At 68.4% G+C, this 14,629-nt stretch carries 11 protein-coding genes and 1 tRNA gene; all 12 read left to right on the top strand.

Annotated features, from left to right (window positions below; genetic code table 11):
• Nucleotides 1–354: 354 nt before the first annotated feature.
• The 12 genes from COUCH_RS35365 to COUCH_RS35310 all read left to right on the top strand — a co-directional run bounded on the left by COUCH_RS35365 (nt 355) and on the right by COUCH_RS35310 (nt 14,558).
• Nucleotides 355–801 (top strand): MaoC family dehydratase N-terminal domain-containing protein, encoded by a 447-nt coding sequence (locus COUCH_RS35365; protein ID WP_249609483.1) that lies wholly within the window; start codon nt 355–357, stop codon nt 799–801.
• Between the two features lie 2 nt (nt 802–803).
• Entirely contained in the window at nt 804–1,199 is a 396-nt protein-coding gene (locus tag COUCH_RS35360) for a MaoC/PaaZ C-terminal domain-containing protein (RefSeq protein ID WP_249609482.1), read from the top strand.
• A gap of 102 nt (nt 1,200–1,301) precedes the next feature.
• Nucleotides 1,302–1,374, top strand: a tRNA-Trp gene (locus COUCH_RS35355).
• A gap of 116 nt (nt 1,375–1,490) precedes the next feature.
• Complete coding sequence (secE, locus tag COUCH_RS35350) at nt 1,491–1,859, top strand: preprotein translocase subunit SecE (RefSeq protein WP_249609481.1); 369 nt, start codon at nt 1,491–1,493, stop codon at nt 1,857–1,859.
• Between the two features lie 54 nt (nt 1,860–1,913).
• Entirely contained in the window at nt 1,914–2,639 is a 726-nt protein-coding gene (nusG, locus tag COUCH_RS35345; protein WP_249609480.1) for a transcription termination/antitermination protein NusG, read from the top strand.
• A gap of 126 nt (nt 2,640–2,765) precedes the next feature.
• Nucleotides 2,766–3,479 carry a 50S ribosomal protein L1 gene (rplA, locus tag COUCH_RS35340; RefSeq protein ID WP_249609479.1) on the top strand — a complete coding sequence of 238 codons (714 nt, stop codon included), beginning with the start codon at nt 2,766–2,768 and terminating at the stop codon, nt 3,477–3,479.
• 67 nt (nt 3,480–3,546) lie between these two features.
• Nucleotides 3,547–4,293, top strand: coding sequence for an ATP-binding cassette domain-containing protein (locus COUCH_RS35335; protein ID WP_249609478.1), 747 nt, complete (start codon nt 3,547–3,549; stop codon nt 4,291–4,293).
• On the top strand, nt 4,290–4,982 hold the full coding sequence (locus COUCH_RS35330) for a hypothetical protein (protein WP_249609477.1): 693 nt from the start codon (nt 4,290–4,292) through the stop codon (nt 4,980–4,982). The genes COUCH_RS35335 and COUCH_RS35330 overlap by 4 nt, the downstream gene beginning before the upstream one ends.
• Before the next feature lie 538 nt (nt 4,983–5,520).
• Nucleotides 5,521–6,066, top strand: a complete 546-nt coding sequence (gene rplJ / locus COUCH_RS35325) for a 50S ribosomal protein L10 (protein ID WP_249609476.1) — start codon at nt 5,521–5,523, stop codon at nt 6,064–6,066.
• Between the two features lie 54 nt (nt 6,067–6,120).
• Nucleotides 6,121–6,507, top strand: coding sequence for a 50S ribosomal protein L7/L12 (gene rplL, locus COUCH_RS35320; RefSeq protein WP_249609475.1), 387 nt, complete (start codon nt 6,121–6,123; stop codon nt 6,505–6,507).
• 629 nt (nt 6,508–7,136) lie between these two features.
• Nucleotides 7,137–10,577, top strand: a complete 3,441-nt coding sequence (locus tag COUCH_RS35315; RefSeq protein ID WP_249609474.1) for a DNA-directed RNA polymerase subunit beta — start codon at nt 7,137–7,139, stop codon at nt 10,575–10,577.
• Nucleotides 10,578–10,667: 90 nt separating this feature from the next.
• Entirely contained in the window at nt 10,668–14,558 is a 3,891-nt protein-coding gene (locus COUCH_RS35310; RefSeq protein ID WP_249609473.1) for a DNA-directed RNA polymerase subunit beta', read from the top strand.
• Nucleotides 14,559–14,629: the final 71 nt, after the last annotated feature.

Genomic DNA, 14,629 nt, shown 5'->3' with positions numbered 1-14,629 from the left:
CGCCGTCGAGGACGCTGGGGCGCTCGACTGCCGACCGCCTACGCGGTCGGACGTCGCTGGGGCGCTCGACCGCCGACCGCCTACGCGGTCCGAGGTCGCTGACGTGCTCGCCCGCCGGCCGCCAACGTGATCCCCGCGCCACCGTGCCCCCGCCACCGTGCCCCGCGCCGCGAACCCTGCGTCCCGCCGAGGTCGCGTCCCCGTGCACACGCCCACCACGGCACCGCACTCACCCCTGCCGCCGTACCTGTAGCCGCCGCCCGACCCCCACCCACCGCAACCCCGCCGCCAGAGAAATTTGCGCTAACCGTGCACCCTTCCGCCCTCCCAGTGCCCACAGGGTAGTTTCTGTTCATGCCCCTGGACCCTTCCTTCGTCGGCCGCAGCTGGCCGGCCACCGCCCCCTACCTGGTCGGGCGCGAGAAGATCCGTGAGTTCGCCACCGCGATCGGCGCCACCGACGCCGAGTACCACGACCCGGAGGCGGCCCGTGCGGCCGGTTATCCGGATGTCGTCGCGCCGCCGACCTTTCCCGTGGTGATCACGATGGCCGCGAACCGGCAGATCCTTGCCGATCCGGCGCTCGGCCTGGATTACAGCCGGGTCGTGCACGGCGACCAGAAGTTCGCGTACACCCGGCCGGTGGTCGCCGGGGACGCCCTGGTCTGCCTCAACACCGTGGACGACATCACGTCGCGGGGTGGCCACGACTTCATCACCACCCGGACCGAGGTCTCCACCGAGGGCGGCGAGCCCGTGGTCACGGTCTGGTCCAAGCTCGTCCAGCGCGGGGAGGAATGATCATGGCTGAGGAGCTGCCCACCCAGACCTTCCGGGTCACCCGGGCCGATCTGATCCGGTACGCGGGTGCGTCCGGTGACTTCAACACGATCCACTGGAGTGACCGGATCGCGAAGAACGTGGGTCTGCCCGGGGTCATCGCGCACGGCATGTACACGATGGCGCTCGCCGGCCGGGCTGTCTCCATCTGGGCCGGCGCGCCCGACGCGGTGGTGGAGTACGGCGTCCGCTTCACCCGTCCCGTGCCCGTGCCGGACACCGACGAGGGCACCGAGGTGGTGGTGAGCGGCGTCGTCAAGGAGGTCACCGACGACGGGCTGACCAAGATTGAGATCACCGCGACCAGTCACGGCGAGAAGGTTCTGTCGCTGGCCAGGGCTACCATCCGCAAGAGGTAGGCCCGGGTTGGGAATCACGCGGACCTACCCGTACACTGGTCCGCCGTGGGGTATTCGGCCCTGCCTTTCGCGTGCGAAAGGTCATGTGTCGGCTCCTCACGTAGGGGTGTAGCTCAATTGGCAGAGCAGCGGTCTCCAAAACCGCAGGCTGCAGGTTCAAGTCCTGTCACCCCTGCGCACCGACCCGTATCGGCCCGGCGGCGGACCCGCCCGGCGCGGGCCGCCGGTACATCCGCGCGCCGCGTAGGGCGCTGATGTGACATCCACCGACCGACGACGGAAGAGGGCGAAGTGGCCGAGAGGAAGCGACCCGGTGACGACGCTGCAGGCGACCGCCCCGAGGACGAGGTGTTCGACGACGCAGTCGCCGATGATGACGCGGAGGCTGGCGAGCCGGTGACGCGGGGCGGCGGCACTGCCGTCCGCGAGCGCACCGAGAACGCCGACAAGCCCCGGTCGAAGGAAGGCCGTCGTGGTGGCCGCATCGGCGGTTTCTTCCGCGAGGTCGTCAGTGAGCTGCGTAAGGTCATCTGGCCGACCCGCAAGGAACTGCTGACCTACACGGCGGTCGTGATCGTGTTCGTCGCCGTGATGACCACGATCGTCGCCGTGCTGGACTACGGGTTCGGCAAGGGCATCCTGGCGTCCTTCGGCAACTGAAGCTGATAGGCGTCGTTCGGCAACTGAAGCTGATAGTTACGGAAGTGAGCAAGCGTGCCTGAGTACGACGACGAGACCGCCTTCCCCGCCGAGGAGCAGGCCTCGGTGGCGACGGCGGACGACGCTGAGTCGGTCGAGGCCGCTGCTGAGCCCGCCGCCGAGGTGGCGGCGCCGGACGTGGACGAGGATTACGACCCGGTCGCCGAGCTGCGCCAGAAGCTGCGCTACGCCCCCGGTGACTGGTACGTGGTGCACTCCTACGCCGGCTACGAGAACAAGGTCAAGACCAACCTCGAGACCCGGATCACGAGCCTCGACATGGAGGACTTCATCTTCCAGGTCGAGGTGCCGACCCGCGAAGAGGTCGAGGTCAAGAACGGCAAGCGCAACCAGGTGCAGGCCAAGGTCTTCCCCGGCTACATCCTCGTCCGGATGGACCTGACCCCGGAGTCGTACTCCTGCGTGCGCAATACGCCGGGCGTGACGGGCTTCGTCGGCGCGACCGACCGGGTGGACCGCCCGGCGCCGCTGTCGCTCGACGAGGTGCTGAAGTGGCTGGCCCCGGCCGTGCAGGCCGAGGAGAAGAAGGCCAAGCCCGAGGTCAAGGTCCTCGACTTCGAGGTCGGCGACTCGGTCACCGTCACCGATGGCGCGTTCGCCTCGCTGCCGGCCTCGATCTCCGAGATCAACGCCGACCAGCAGAAGCTCAAGGTCCTGGTCTCCATCTTCGGCCGCGAGACGCCGGTCGAGCTGAACTTCAACCAGGTCGCCAAGATCTAGGCGGCGGCCCCGAGCCCGGAATGCTCCGGGCCGGGGCACGGTTGTGTCCGGCGGGCATCCGCCCGCAGCACGTCGTGGGAGGGGCGCGAAAGGCGCGTTCCGCCATCAACCACAGGAGTACGAGAAATGCAGCGCAGCAAGGCCTACCGCAAGGCCGCCGAGCAGATCGACGCCGCCAAGCTGTACGAGCCCACCGAGGCCGTGAAGCTGGCGAAGGACAGCAGCTCCACCAAGTTCGACGCCACGGTCGAGGTCGCCATGCGCCTCGGCGTCGACCCCCGCAAGGCGGACCAGATGGTTCGTGGCACGGTCAACCTGCCGCACGGCACCGGTAAGACCGCCCGCGTGATCGTCTTCGCCCAGGGCGCGAAGGCCGAGGAGGCCGTCGCGGCCGGCGCCGACGAGGTCGGCACCGACGAGCTCGTGGCCCGCATCCAGGGCGGCTGGCTCGACTTCGACGCCGCCATCGCCACGCCGGACCAGATGGCCAAGATCGGCCGCATCGCCCGGATCCTCGGCCCCCGCGGTCTCATGCCGAACCCGAAGACCGGCACGGTCACCATGGACGTGACCAAGGCGGTCTCGGACATCAAGGGCGGCAAGATCACGTTCCGCGTGGACAAGCACTCGAACCTGCACCTCATCATCGGCAAGGCCTCGTTCAGCGAGCAGCAGCTGGTGGAGAACTACGGCGCGGTGCTCGACGAGGTCCTGCGGGCCAAGCCGTCCGCCGCCAAGGGCAAGTACCTGAAGAAGGTCACGGTCAGCACCACCATGGGCCCCGGCGTGCCGGTCGACCCGAACGTGACCAAGGGCCTGGTCGGCAACATCGAGGCCTGATCCACGGTTATCCACAGGAGGCCCCCGGGGACACCCCGGGGGCCTTTCTTTGTGCGAGGCTGCCTGCGTGCGATTCGACCAGGTCCATTTCCGGTACGCGCGCAGGCTCCCGTGGACCCTGCAGGCGGTGGACGCTGAGGTCGTGCCCGGCCGGACGATCGTGATCCTGGGCCGCAACGGCGCGGGCAAGTCCACTCTGCTCCAGCTCGCCGCGGGCGTCCTGCGTCCGACCCGCGGCGCCGTGCACGACCGGCCGGCCGTGGTGGGCTGGGTGCCCGAGAGGTTCCCGGCCGACCAGCCGTTCACCACTCATCAGTACCTGACCGCCATGTCCGCGCTCCGCGGTCTGCGAGGCGCGGCCGAGGTGGACCGCTGGATCGAGCGGCTCGGCCTCACCGACCACCGACACACCCGGCTGAGCGCGCTCTCCAAGGGCACGGCGCAGAAGGTGGGCCTCGCCCAGGCGCTGCTGCGCCCGCCCGGTCTGCTGGTGCTGGACGAGCCGTGGGAGGGCCTCGACGCGCACGCCCGCACGCTGATCCCGGAGATCGTCGCGGAGGTCACGGCTGCCGGGGGAGCGGTCCTGGTCAGCGACCACCGCGGGGAGATCGCCGGCCTGCCCGACGCCATCCGCTGGCGTGTGGCCGACGCCACCCTGAGCACCCACGCCGAGGTCACCGAGCCCGCCGGTGAGCCGTCCGACGACGTGGTCATCGAGATCGCCGTCCGCCGGGCGGACGCCGAACGGGCGGTGGCCCGGCTTAGTGCCGACGGTCACCGCATCCTTGGCGTACGCGAGGAGCAGCCGCGATGACATCCCTGGTCCGCATGCGCCTCACGGGCTTCGTCCGCAGTGGCCGGATCCTCGCCCCGCTGATCGCCGGCATGGTCGTGCTGGGTGTCATCCACGGCGGCGGGAAGTCGGCGGCCGCCCCGGCATACGGCTACTCCGCCGTCATGTTCTTCCCCGTCTTCGCCTGGCTGACCAAGGTGCTCCTCGACGCCGAGCCCGACGTTCAGCGCCGCCTCGCCCGCGTCGCCGTAGGCCCGGCGCGGGAAGCCGCTGCCGGAGCCCTCGCGGCCGCGGTCATGGGTTCGGTGTTCTGCCTGGTAGCCATCGTGGCGCCGTTGCCATTGGGGGCGATCCGAGGCCCGGAGCCCGGCGAACCGTCGGTGGGCGCGAGCGTCGGTCTCGGCGTCCTGGCGCACCTGCTCTCGCTGGCCGCCGGCGTCGGGCTGGGTGCGCTGGCGAGCCGGGCCGTGACCCGGAGCATCCGGGCAGGCATCACGGTGCTCGTGACCGGCGCGGTGCTCGGCGTGGTCCTCGGCCTCCGAGGATCGATCGCGCCCTGGCTCGTACCCCCGCTCATGGCAACCGCTCGGGCGCTCGCTGCCGTACCGCTGCCGCCGGCCGGTGACCTCTGGCTCCTCAGCGGCTGGACGATCCTCTGGTGCGCCGCCGTCTTCACCGCGTACGCCTGGCTCCGCCGAAGTCGCAGCTGACCCGGACCGCGACCGGCGGTCCAGGCCGGAGCGCGACGGGTCGGTCAGGATTGCGACGCCAGCCCGGCGCTCCGGGGCCGGGCAGTGTGGGCCGTCGGTCCGGGCCGCGGTGTGGGCCGTCGGTCCGGGGCGGGGGAGTGCGCAGCGTCCGTGCTGCGCCACCAGGGCCGACGCCGCACGGCGTAGAGCGGACGCCGTGCCACGCCACCACGGCGGCGCCCGGCGGGCCTGCTGATCGGTGGCGTGCAAGGTCGATTTGGTCTGGCGCGCTCGGCCGCGTACTCTTCCATCTCGGAGTTCCACCCACAGACCGCTGGTTACCGCAGCCCCGCAGCCCGACTGTTCCTGTCGGAGCTCGAGGCCACGGCCGAAGGTCCCGCAACAGGCGGGCGGCCCGCGCAGGGGAGAACGGTTCGTGATCATGTCGGCGCCTACCTGCGCCCATGTCCCGCCCCGTGCGCCCTGCGCCGGGGCGTTTCTCGTGTTCGGGTCCCGCAAGCATCACCCAGCGGCTCTTGAGCAACGAGAGAGGAGGGACATGGCGGACAAGCCGGTCCGGGCCGACAAGGCCACTGCCGTCGCCGAGCTCACGGAGCAGTTCCGTAACTCGTCGGCCACCGTGTTGACCGAGTACCGCGGCCTGACGGTCGCTGAGCTCACCGCGCTGCGGCGCTCGCTCGGTGACGACACGAAGTACTCCGTGTCGAAGAACACGCTCGCGAAGCGGGCGGCCAGCGATGCGGGCATCGAGGGCCTCGACGCGCTCTTCGCCGGTCCTACCGCGCTCGCCTTCGTCTCCGGTGACCCGGTCGAGGCGGCCAAGGGCCTTCGGGCCTTCGCCCGCACCAACCCGGCCCTGGTGATCAAGGGCGGCGTCTTCGAGGGCAAGGCCATCTCGGCCGAGGAGGTTGGCAAGATCGCCGACCTCGAGCCTCGCGAGGTGCTGCTGGCCAAGCTGGCCGGCGCCATGAAGGGCAACCTGACCAAGGCCGCGGGCACCTTCCAGGCCCCGCTCGCCCAGGTCGCACGCCTGGCGGCCGCACTGCAGGACAAGCGCGCGCAGGACGGTTCCGCCGCGGCCTGACGGGCCCGTGCGGAGTTGACTTACATCCACAGAAACAACGAAAGGTTGCCAGACATGGCGAAGCTCAGCACCGACGAGCTGCTCGACGCGTTCAAGGAGATGACGCTGATCGAGCTGTCCGAGTTCGTGAAGCAGTTCGAGGAGACCTTCGAGGTCACCGCGGCTGCGCCGGTCGCCCTCGCGGCTGCCGCCCCGACCTCGGACGGCGGCGCGCCGGCCGAGGCCGAGAAGGACTCCTTCGACGTCGTCCTCGAGTCGGACGGTGGCAAGAAGATCCAGGTCATCAAGGTCGTCCGTGAGCTGACCGGCCTGGGCCTCAAGGAGGCCAAGGACACCGTCGAGAGCGCCCCGAAGGCGATCCTCGAGGGCGTCAACAAGGAGAAGGCCGAGGAGGCCAAGGCCAAGCTCGAGGGTGAGGGCGCCAAGGTCACCCTCAAGTGACCTGACGTTTCATCGCTTTTTCCTCGCCGCAGGCGGGGGCTCTCCGGAGCCTCCGCCTGCGCGGCTTTTCGGGCTCGGACCGTCGGGCCGCGGCCCGGCCGGGTCAGAAAAAGCCCAGGTCAGCGCGGTGGCAGCGAGGGGTCGGAAGGTTGACGGACGAAAGCCGCGAACCTCTTCTTTTGCTGCGTTAAGGTCTCTATGCCGCGTCCGGCGGGCGACGGCACAGGACCGACCCGCGGCACAACCCTTGACTGTGTGTCCGCTGACAGGCACGCTGGCATCAGCAAGTTTCCGCGCTTGCGACAGCCGTCCTGTGGGTATACCTGCTTCTGCCAGGTTCCTCGCAGACCGGCACCCGAGGGAGTTTCGCCGCGTTCCGAGCGGCCCCGCACGAGGCACTGACCGAGAAAGCACAGGTCAGCAGCCGCGGGGACACGTTCCGCAGGCCCCCTCCGGTGTGGGCTGGACAGCGGTTAGCCGAGCGGCTACACTGCTAGTTTGCGCTGCCTTCTGCCTTGAGCCCTGCAGGAACATCCATCCGGATGATTTCCTGGGGGTTCATTGGAGTGCCCGGCAGTCCGTAGCGCAGACAGCCGCATCAGCAGCACCGGTCCTCGGAAGGACGCATCTTGGCAGCTTCCCGCCCTGCGAAGACCAGTCGTACGTCGAGCGCTTACGCTCCCCGCCGTATCTCGTTCGGCAGGATCACCGAGCAACTTGAGGTCCCCAACCTCCTTGCCCTCCAGACGGAGTCCTTCGACTGGCTGGTAGGCAACGAGGCGTGGCAGGCCCGTTCGACGGACGATCCGCATGCCCAGTCGGGCCTCGCAGAGATCCTCGAAGAGATCAGTCCCATTGAGGACTTCTCCGGCACAATGTCGCTGTCCTTCTCCTCCCCGCGCTTCGACGAGGTCAAGGCCTCGATCGAGGAGTGCAAGGAGAAGGACCTGACCTACTGCGCACCGCTGTTCGTGACCGCGGAGTTCACCAACAACACGACTGGCGAGATCAAGAGCCAGACCGTGTTCATGGGTGACTTCCCGATGATGACCCCCAAGGGGACGTTCGTCATCAACGGCACCGAGCGCGTCGTGGTGAGTCAGCTCGTCCGCTCGCCGGGCGTGTACTTCACGAAGGAGCCGGACAAGACCTCCGACCGCGACCTCTCCAGTGTCAAGGTCATCCCGAGCCGGGGCGCCTGGCTCGAGTTCGACATCGACAAGCGCGACACCGTCGGTGTCCGCATCGACCGTAAGCGCCGGCAGGCCGTCACCGTCCTGCTCAAGGCGATCGGTTGGTCGGCGGACCAGATCCGGGAGCGGTTCGGCTGGTCCGAGCTGCTCATGACGACGCTCGAGAAGGACCACATCGCGGGGCAGGACGAGGCCCTGCTCGACATCTACCGCAAGCTCCGCCCGGGTGAGCCCCCGACCCGCGAGAACGCGCAGACCCTGCTCGACAACCTCTTCTTCAACCCGAAGAGGTACGACGTCGCCAAGGTCGGCCGTTACAAGTTCAACAAGAAGCTCGAGATCGACGTACCGATCGACCGCGGCACCCTCACCGAGGAAGACGTCGTCCGCACCGTGGAGTACCTCTGCCGGCTGCACGCCGGTGAGGAGGGCTACGAGGCCGACGACATCGACCACTTCGGCAACCGGCGCCTGCGTACGGTGGGCGAGCTGATCCAGAACCAGGTCCGCGTCGGCCTGTCCCGCATGGAGCGCGTCGTCCGCGAGCGCATGACCACGCAGGACGTCGAGGCCATCACGCCGCAGACCCTGATCAACATCCGCCCCGTGGTGGCTGCGATCAAGGAGTTCTTCGGCACCTCGCAGCTGTCGCAGTTCATGGACCAGACCAACCCGCTGGCGGGTCTGACCCACCGGCGCCGGCTGAGCGCGCTCGGCCCGGGTGGTCTGTCCCGCGAGCGGGCGGGCTTCGAGGTCCGTGACGTGCACCCGTCCCACTATGGCCGGATGTGCCCGATCGAGACCCCGGAAGGCCCGAACATCGGCCTGATCGGTGCCCTCTCGACGTTCGCGCGGGTGAACCCGTTCGGTTTCGTCGAGACCCCGTACCGCAAGGTGGAGAACGGCCGCGTCACCGACGAGGTCCACTACCTCACCGCGGACGAGGAAGACCGGTTCATCAAGGCGCAGGCGAACGCCCCGCTCTCGAGCGACAACACCTTCGCCGAGGACCGCGTCCTGGTCCGCCGTAAGGGTGGTGAGGTCGACTACGTGCCCGGCACCGACGTCGACTACATGGACGTCTCGCCGCGGCAGATGACCTCGGTCGCCACCGCGATGATCCCGTTCCTCGAGCACGACGACGCCAACCGCGCGCTCATGGGCGCGAACATGCAGCGTCAGGCCGTACCGCTGGTCAAGGCGGAGGCGCCGCTGGTCGGCACCGGCATGGAGTACCGTGCCGCCGTCGACGCCGGTGACGTGGTCGTGGCCGAGGTCGGCGGTGTGGTCGAGGACCTGTGCGCCGACTACGTGACGGTGCACCAGGACGACGGTCACCGTCGTACGTACCTGCTGCACAAGTTCCGTCGCAGCAACGCCGGCTCCTGCGTCAACCAGAAGCCCGTCGTCTTCGAGGGCGACCGGGTCGAGGCCGGCCAGGTCATCGCCGACGGTCCGTGCACCGACGAGGGGGAGATGGCCCTCGGCCGCAACCTGCTCGTCGCGTTCATGTGCTGGGAGGGCCACAACTACGAGGACGCGATCATCCTGTCGCAGCGCCTCGTGCAGCAGGACGTCCTCACCTCGATCCACATCGAGGAGCACGAGGTCGACGCCCGCGACACCAAGCTCGGCCCGGAAGAGATCACCCGCGACATCCCCAACGTCAGCGAGGAAATGCTCGCCGACCTGGACGAGCGCGGCATCATCCGGATCGGTGCCGAGGTCGTGCCCGGCGACATCCTGGTCGGCAAGGTCACGCCCAAGGGCGAGACCGAGCTGACCCCGGAGGAGCGGCTGCTCCGCGCGATCTTCGGTGAGAAGGCGCGCGAGGTCCGTGACACCTCGCTGAAGGTTCCGCACGGCGAGACCGGCACGGTCATCGGCGTACGCACCTTCTCGCGCGAGGACGGCGACGAGCTGCCCCCGGGCGTGAACGAGCTGGTCCGGGTGTACGTCGCCCAGAAGCGCAAGATTCAGGACGGCGACAAGCTCGCCGGCCGGCACGGCAACAAGGGCGTCATCTCGAAGATCCTGCCGATCGAGGACATGCCGTTCCTGGAGGACGGCACCCCGGTCGACATCGTGCTGAACCCGCTCGGTGTGCCCTCGCGTATGAACATCGGCCAGGTCCTGGAGACCCACCTCGGGTGGATCGCCAAGACGGGCTGGGAGGTCGAGGGCGACGACGCCGACTGGAAGCGTCAGCTGCGGGCCATCGAGGCGCACGAGTCCCCCGCGGACTCGAACGTCGCGACCCCGGTCTTCGACGGCGCCCAGGAGGAGGAGATCAAGGGTCTCCTCGAGTCGACGCTCGTCAACCGCGACGGCAACCGGCTGGTCAACGGCGACGGCAAGGCGCAGCTGTTCGACGGCCGCTCCGGCGAGCCGCTGCCGGACCCGATCTCCGTCGGGTACGTGTACATCCTGAAGCTGAACCACCTGGTCGACGACAAGATCCACGCTCGGTCGACCGGCCCGTACTCGATGATCACGCAGCAGCCGCTGGGTGGTAAGGCGCAGTTCGGTGGCCAGCGGTTCGGCGAGATGGAGTGCTGGGCGATGCAGGCCTACGGCGCGGCATACGCGCTGCAGGAGCTGCTCACCATCAAGTCCGATGACGTCCTGGGTCGCGTGAAGGTCTACGAGGCCATCGTCAAGGGCGAGAACATCCCGGAGCCGGGAATCCCGGAGTCGTTCAAGGTGCTGCTCAAGGAGCTGCAGTCGCTGTGCCTCAACGTCGAGGTGCTCTCCAGCGACGGCGTGGCCCTGGAGATGCGCGAGACCGACGACGAGGTCTTCCGGGCCGCGGAAGAACTCGGCATCGACCTGTCCCGCCGCCCGAACGAGGGCGTCAGCAGCGTCGAAGAGATCTGACGGAGGGTGTCCCCGGCGGTCTGAGACCACCGGGGACACCCCCGCCGGCCTGGAATTTATCCGAGCAACGAAACACGAGGGATAGTCCAAGTGCTCGACGTCAACTTCTTCGACGAGTTGCGCATCGGCCTGGCGACCGCGGACGACATCCGTCAGTGGTCGCACGGCGAGGTCAAGAAGCCCGAGACGATCAACTACCGCACGCTCAAGCCCGAGAAGGACGGACTCTTCTGCGAGAAGATCTTCGGTCCTCAGCGGGACTGGGAGTGCTACTGCGGCAAGTACAAGCGGGTCCGGTTCAAGGGCATCATCTGTGAGCGCTGCGGCGTCGAGGTGACCCGGTCCAAGGTCCGCCGTGAGCGCATGGGCCACATCGAGCTGGCCGCGTCGGTCACGCACATCTGGTACTTCAAGGGTGTGCCGAGCCGGCTGGGCTACCTGCTCGACCTGGCGCCCAAGGACCTCGAGAAGATCATCTACTTCGCCTCGTACGTGATCACGAGCGTGGACGCCGAGGCGCGTCACCGCGACATGTCCACCATCGAGAACGAGATCTTCGCCGAGAAGCGTCAGTCGGAGAACGGCCGCGACTCGGAGATCGAGAAGCGGGCCGCCAAGCTGGAGCAGGACCTCGCCGAGCTCGAGGCCGAGGGTGCCAAGGCCGACGTGCGCCGCAAGGTCAAGGAGGCCGGCGAGCGCGAGATGCGCCAGATCCGTGACAAGGCGCAGCGCGAGATCGACCGGCTCGACGAGGTGCTCGACACCTTCCGCAAGCTCGACTCCAAGCAGCTGGTCACCGACGAGCTGCTCTACCGCGAGCTGCGGGACCGCTTCGGTGAGTACTTCACCGGTGGCATGGGTGCCGAGGCCATCAAGGCGCTGCTCGAGAACATGGACCTGGACGCCGAGGCCGAGAACCTGCGGGAGATCATCCGTACGGGCAAGGGCCAGCGGAAGATCCGGGCGCTCAAGCGGCTCAAGGTCGTCGCCGCGTTCCTGAACACCCGCAACTCGCCGCTGGGCATGGTCCTGGACTGCGTACCGGTCATCCCGCCGGACCTGCGCCCGATGGTGCAGCTCGACGGTGGCCGCTTCGCCACCAGCGACCTGAACGACCTGTACCGCCGGGTCATCAACCGCAACAACCGGCTCAAGCGCCTGATCGACCTGGGCGCGCCCGAGATCATCGTCAACAACGAGAAGCGGATGCTGCAGGAGGCCGTCGACGCACTGTTCGACAACGGCCGCCGCGGCCGGCCGGTCACCGGCCCGGGTAACCGCCCGCTGAAGTCGCTGTCCGACATGCTCAAGGGCAAGCAGGGCCGGTTCCGGCAGAACCTGCTGGGCAAGCGCGTCGACTACTCCGGTCGTTCCGTCATCGTCGTCGGCCCCCGGCTGAAGCTGCACCAGTGCGGCCTGCCGAAGCAGATGGCGCTGGAGCTGTTCAAGCCGTTCGTGATGAAGCGCCTGGTGGACCTGAACCACGCGCAGAACATCAAGTCGGCCAAGCGCATGGTCGAGCGTCAGCGCCCGGTCGTGTGGGACGTCCTCGAAGAGGTCATCAGCGAGCACCCGGTGCTGCTGAACCGCGCGCCGACGCTGCACCGCCTGGGCATCCAGGCCTTCGAGCCGCAGCTGGTCGAGGGCAAGGCGATCCAGATCCACCCGCTCGTCTGTACGGCGTTCAACGCCGACTTCGACGGTGACCAGATGGCGGTGCACGTGCCGCTGTCGGCCGAGGCGCAGGCCGAGGCCCGGATCCTGATGCTGTCGTCGAACAACATCCTCAAGCCGGCCGACGGCAAGCCGGTGACCATGCCGACCCAGGACATGGTCATCGGGCTGTACTACCTGACCCACCTGACGCCGGGCGCGAAGGGTGAGGGCCGGGTGTTCAGCTCGGACGCCGAGGCGCGGATGGCCTTCGACAACGGCGAGCTGCACCTGCAGGCGCCGGTCAAGATCCGTCTCCGTGAGGTCGTCGGTGTCGACAACGGCGCGGGCAAGGACAAGTGGGTCGCGCCGGAGGAGTGGCAGCAGGGCGAGCCGCTGCTCGTGGAGACCACCCTCGGCCGGGTGATCTTCAACGAGACGCTGCCGCCGGGCTACCGGTACGTCAACTACGAGATCCGCAAGGGTCAGCTCTCCGCGATCGTCAACGACCTCGCCGAGCGCTTCCCCAAGGTCGCCCTGGCCGCGACCCTGGACGCGCTCAAGGAGGCCGGCTTCCACTGGGCCACCTGGTCCGGTGTGACGATCGGCATGGGCGACGTCATCGGTCCTCCGCGCAAGCCGGAGATCATCGCCCGCTACCAGGGCGAGGCGGACCGCATCGACAAGCAGTACCAGCGGGGTCTGATGACCGCCGAGGAACGCCGCGGCGAGCTCATCGACATCTGGACCAACGCGACCAAGGACATCTCGAAGGAGATGGAGACGGCGCTGCCGCAGGAGAACCCGCTCTGGGTGATGATCAACTCCGGCGCTCGCGGTAACCTCCTCCAGCTCCGGCAGATCGCCGCGATCCGTGGTCTGGTGGCCAACCCCAAGGGCGAGATCATCCCGCGGCCGATCACGTCGTCGTACCGCGAGGGTCTGACCGTGCTGGAGTACTTCATCTCCACGCACGGTGCCCGTAAGGGTCTGGCGGACACCGCGCTGCGTACCGCCGACTCGGGTTACCTGACCCGGCGTCTGGTGGACGTCTCGCAGGACGTCATCATCCGCGAGGAGGACTGCGGCACCGACCGCGCGATCCCGATGCAGGTGGGCGAGCGGGAGCCGGACGGCACCCTGGTCGTGCACACGCACGCGGAGACCGGTGTGCACGCCCGTACGCTCGCGGACGACATCGACGACGCGGACGGCAACCGGGTGGTCAGCCGTGGCGACGACCTCAACTCGATCCTGGTGGACAAGCTCGTCGCCGCCGGGGTGGAGAACGTCCGGGTGCGCAGCGTCCTGACGTGCGAGTCGAAGCTGGGCGTCTGCGCGGCCTGCTACGGCCGGTCGCTGCCGACCGGCAAGTCGGTCGACATCGGCGAGGCGGTCGGCATCATCGCCGCCCAGTCCATCGGTGAGCCGGGTACGCAGCTGACGATGCGTACCTTCCACACCGGTGGTGTCGCGGGTGAGGACATCACCCAGGGTCTGCCGCGTGTGCAGGAGATCTTCGAGGCCCGCGTACCCAAGGGCAAGGCGCCCATCGCCGACACCCCGGGACGCGTGCGCATCGAGGACGGCGAGCGCTCGCGGAAGATCATCGTGGTGCCGGACGACGGCAGCGACGAGATCGTCTACGACAAGATCTCGAAGCGTGTCAAGCTGCGATTCCACGACGGCGACCACGTCGGCGTCGGCGAGAAGCTCACCGAGGGCACCATCGATCCGCACGAGCTGCTGCGCATCATGGGGCCGCGGGCGGTGCAGGTCCACCTGACCCAGGAGGTCCAGGAGGTCTACCGCTCGCAGGGTGTGCTGATCCACGACAAGCACATCGAGATCATCATCCGCCAGATGCTCAAGCGGGTGACGGTCATCGACTCGGGTGCCGCCGAGTTCCTGCCCGGCGTGCTGGTCGACCGGGCGCTCTTCGAGTCGGAGAACCGCCGGATCGTCGGCGAGGGTGGCGAACCCGCTGCCGGTCGTCCGGTGCTCATGGGTATCACCAAGGCCTCGCTGGCGACCGACTCCTGGCTCTCGGCGGCCTCCTTCCAGGAGACCACCCGGGTGCTCACCGACGCGGCGATCAACTCGCGCAGCGACTCGCTCGTCGGCCTCAAGGAGAACGTCATCATCGGCAAGCTCATCCCGGCCGGTACGGGCATCAGCAAGTACCGCAACATCCGGGTCGAGCCGACCGAGGAGGCCAAGGCCAAGGTGTACTCGATGACCGGGTACCCCGAGACCGACTACGGTTTCGGGCCGGCCAGTGGTCAGGCCGTACCGCTGGACGACTTCGACTTCGGGTCGTACCGCTGACGGTTTGCTTGATCGGAGGGCGCTCGCGCATCGCGCGGGCGCCCTCCGCCGTTTCTAGAATGGAGTCGTGA

Source organism: Couchioplanes caeruleus (assembly GCF_023499255.1).
GTDB classification, from domain to species: domain Bacteria; phylum Actinomycetota; class Actinomycetes; order Mycobacteriales; family Micromonosporaceae; genus Actinoplanes; species Actinoplanes caeruleus_A.
The sequence above is the reverse complement of the archived record's forward strand: the minus strand, read 5'-3'. Positions and strand labels throughout refer to the sequence as shown.

Bases quoted from the DNA above. Each gene is read 5' to 3' on its own strand.
- COUCH_RS35365 (WP_249609483.1), top strand. From the start codon at position 355: ATGCCCCTGGACCCTTCCTTCGTCGGCCGCAGCTGGCCGGCCACCGCC.
- COUCH_RS35360 (WP_249609482.1), top strand. From the start codon at position 804: ATGGCTGAGGAGCTGCCCACCCAGACCTTCCGGGTCACCCGGGCCGAT.
- rplA (WP_249609479.1), top strand. From the start codon at position 2,766: ATGCAGCGCAGCAAGGCCTACCGCAAGGCCGCCGAGCAGATCGACGCC.
- COUCH_RS35330 (WP_249609477.1), top strand. From the start codon at position 4,290: ATGACATCCCTGGTCCGCATGCGCCTCACGGGCTTCGTCCGCAGTGGC.
- rplJ (WP_249609476.1), top strand. From the start codon at position 5,521: ATGGCGGACAAGCCGGTCCGGGCCGACAAGGCCACTGCCGTCGCCGAG.
- rplL (WP_249609475.1), top strand. From the start codon at position 6,121: ATGGCGAAGCTCAGCACCGACGAGCTGCTCGACGCGTTCAAGGAGATG.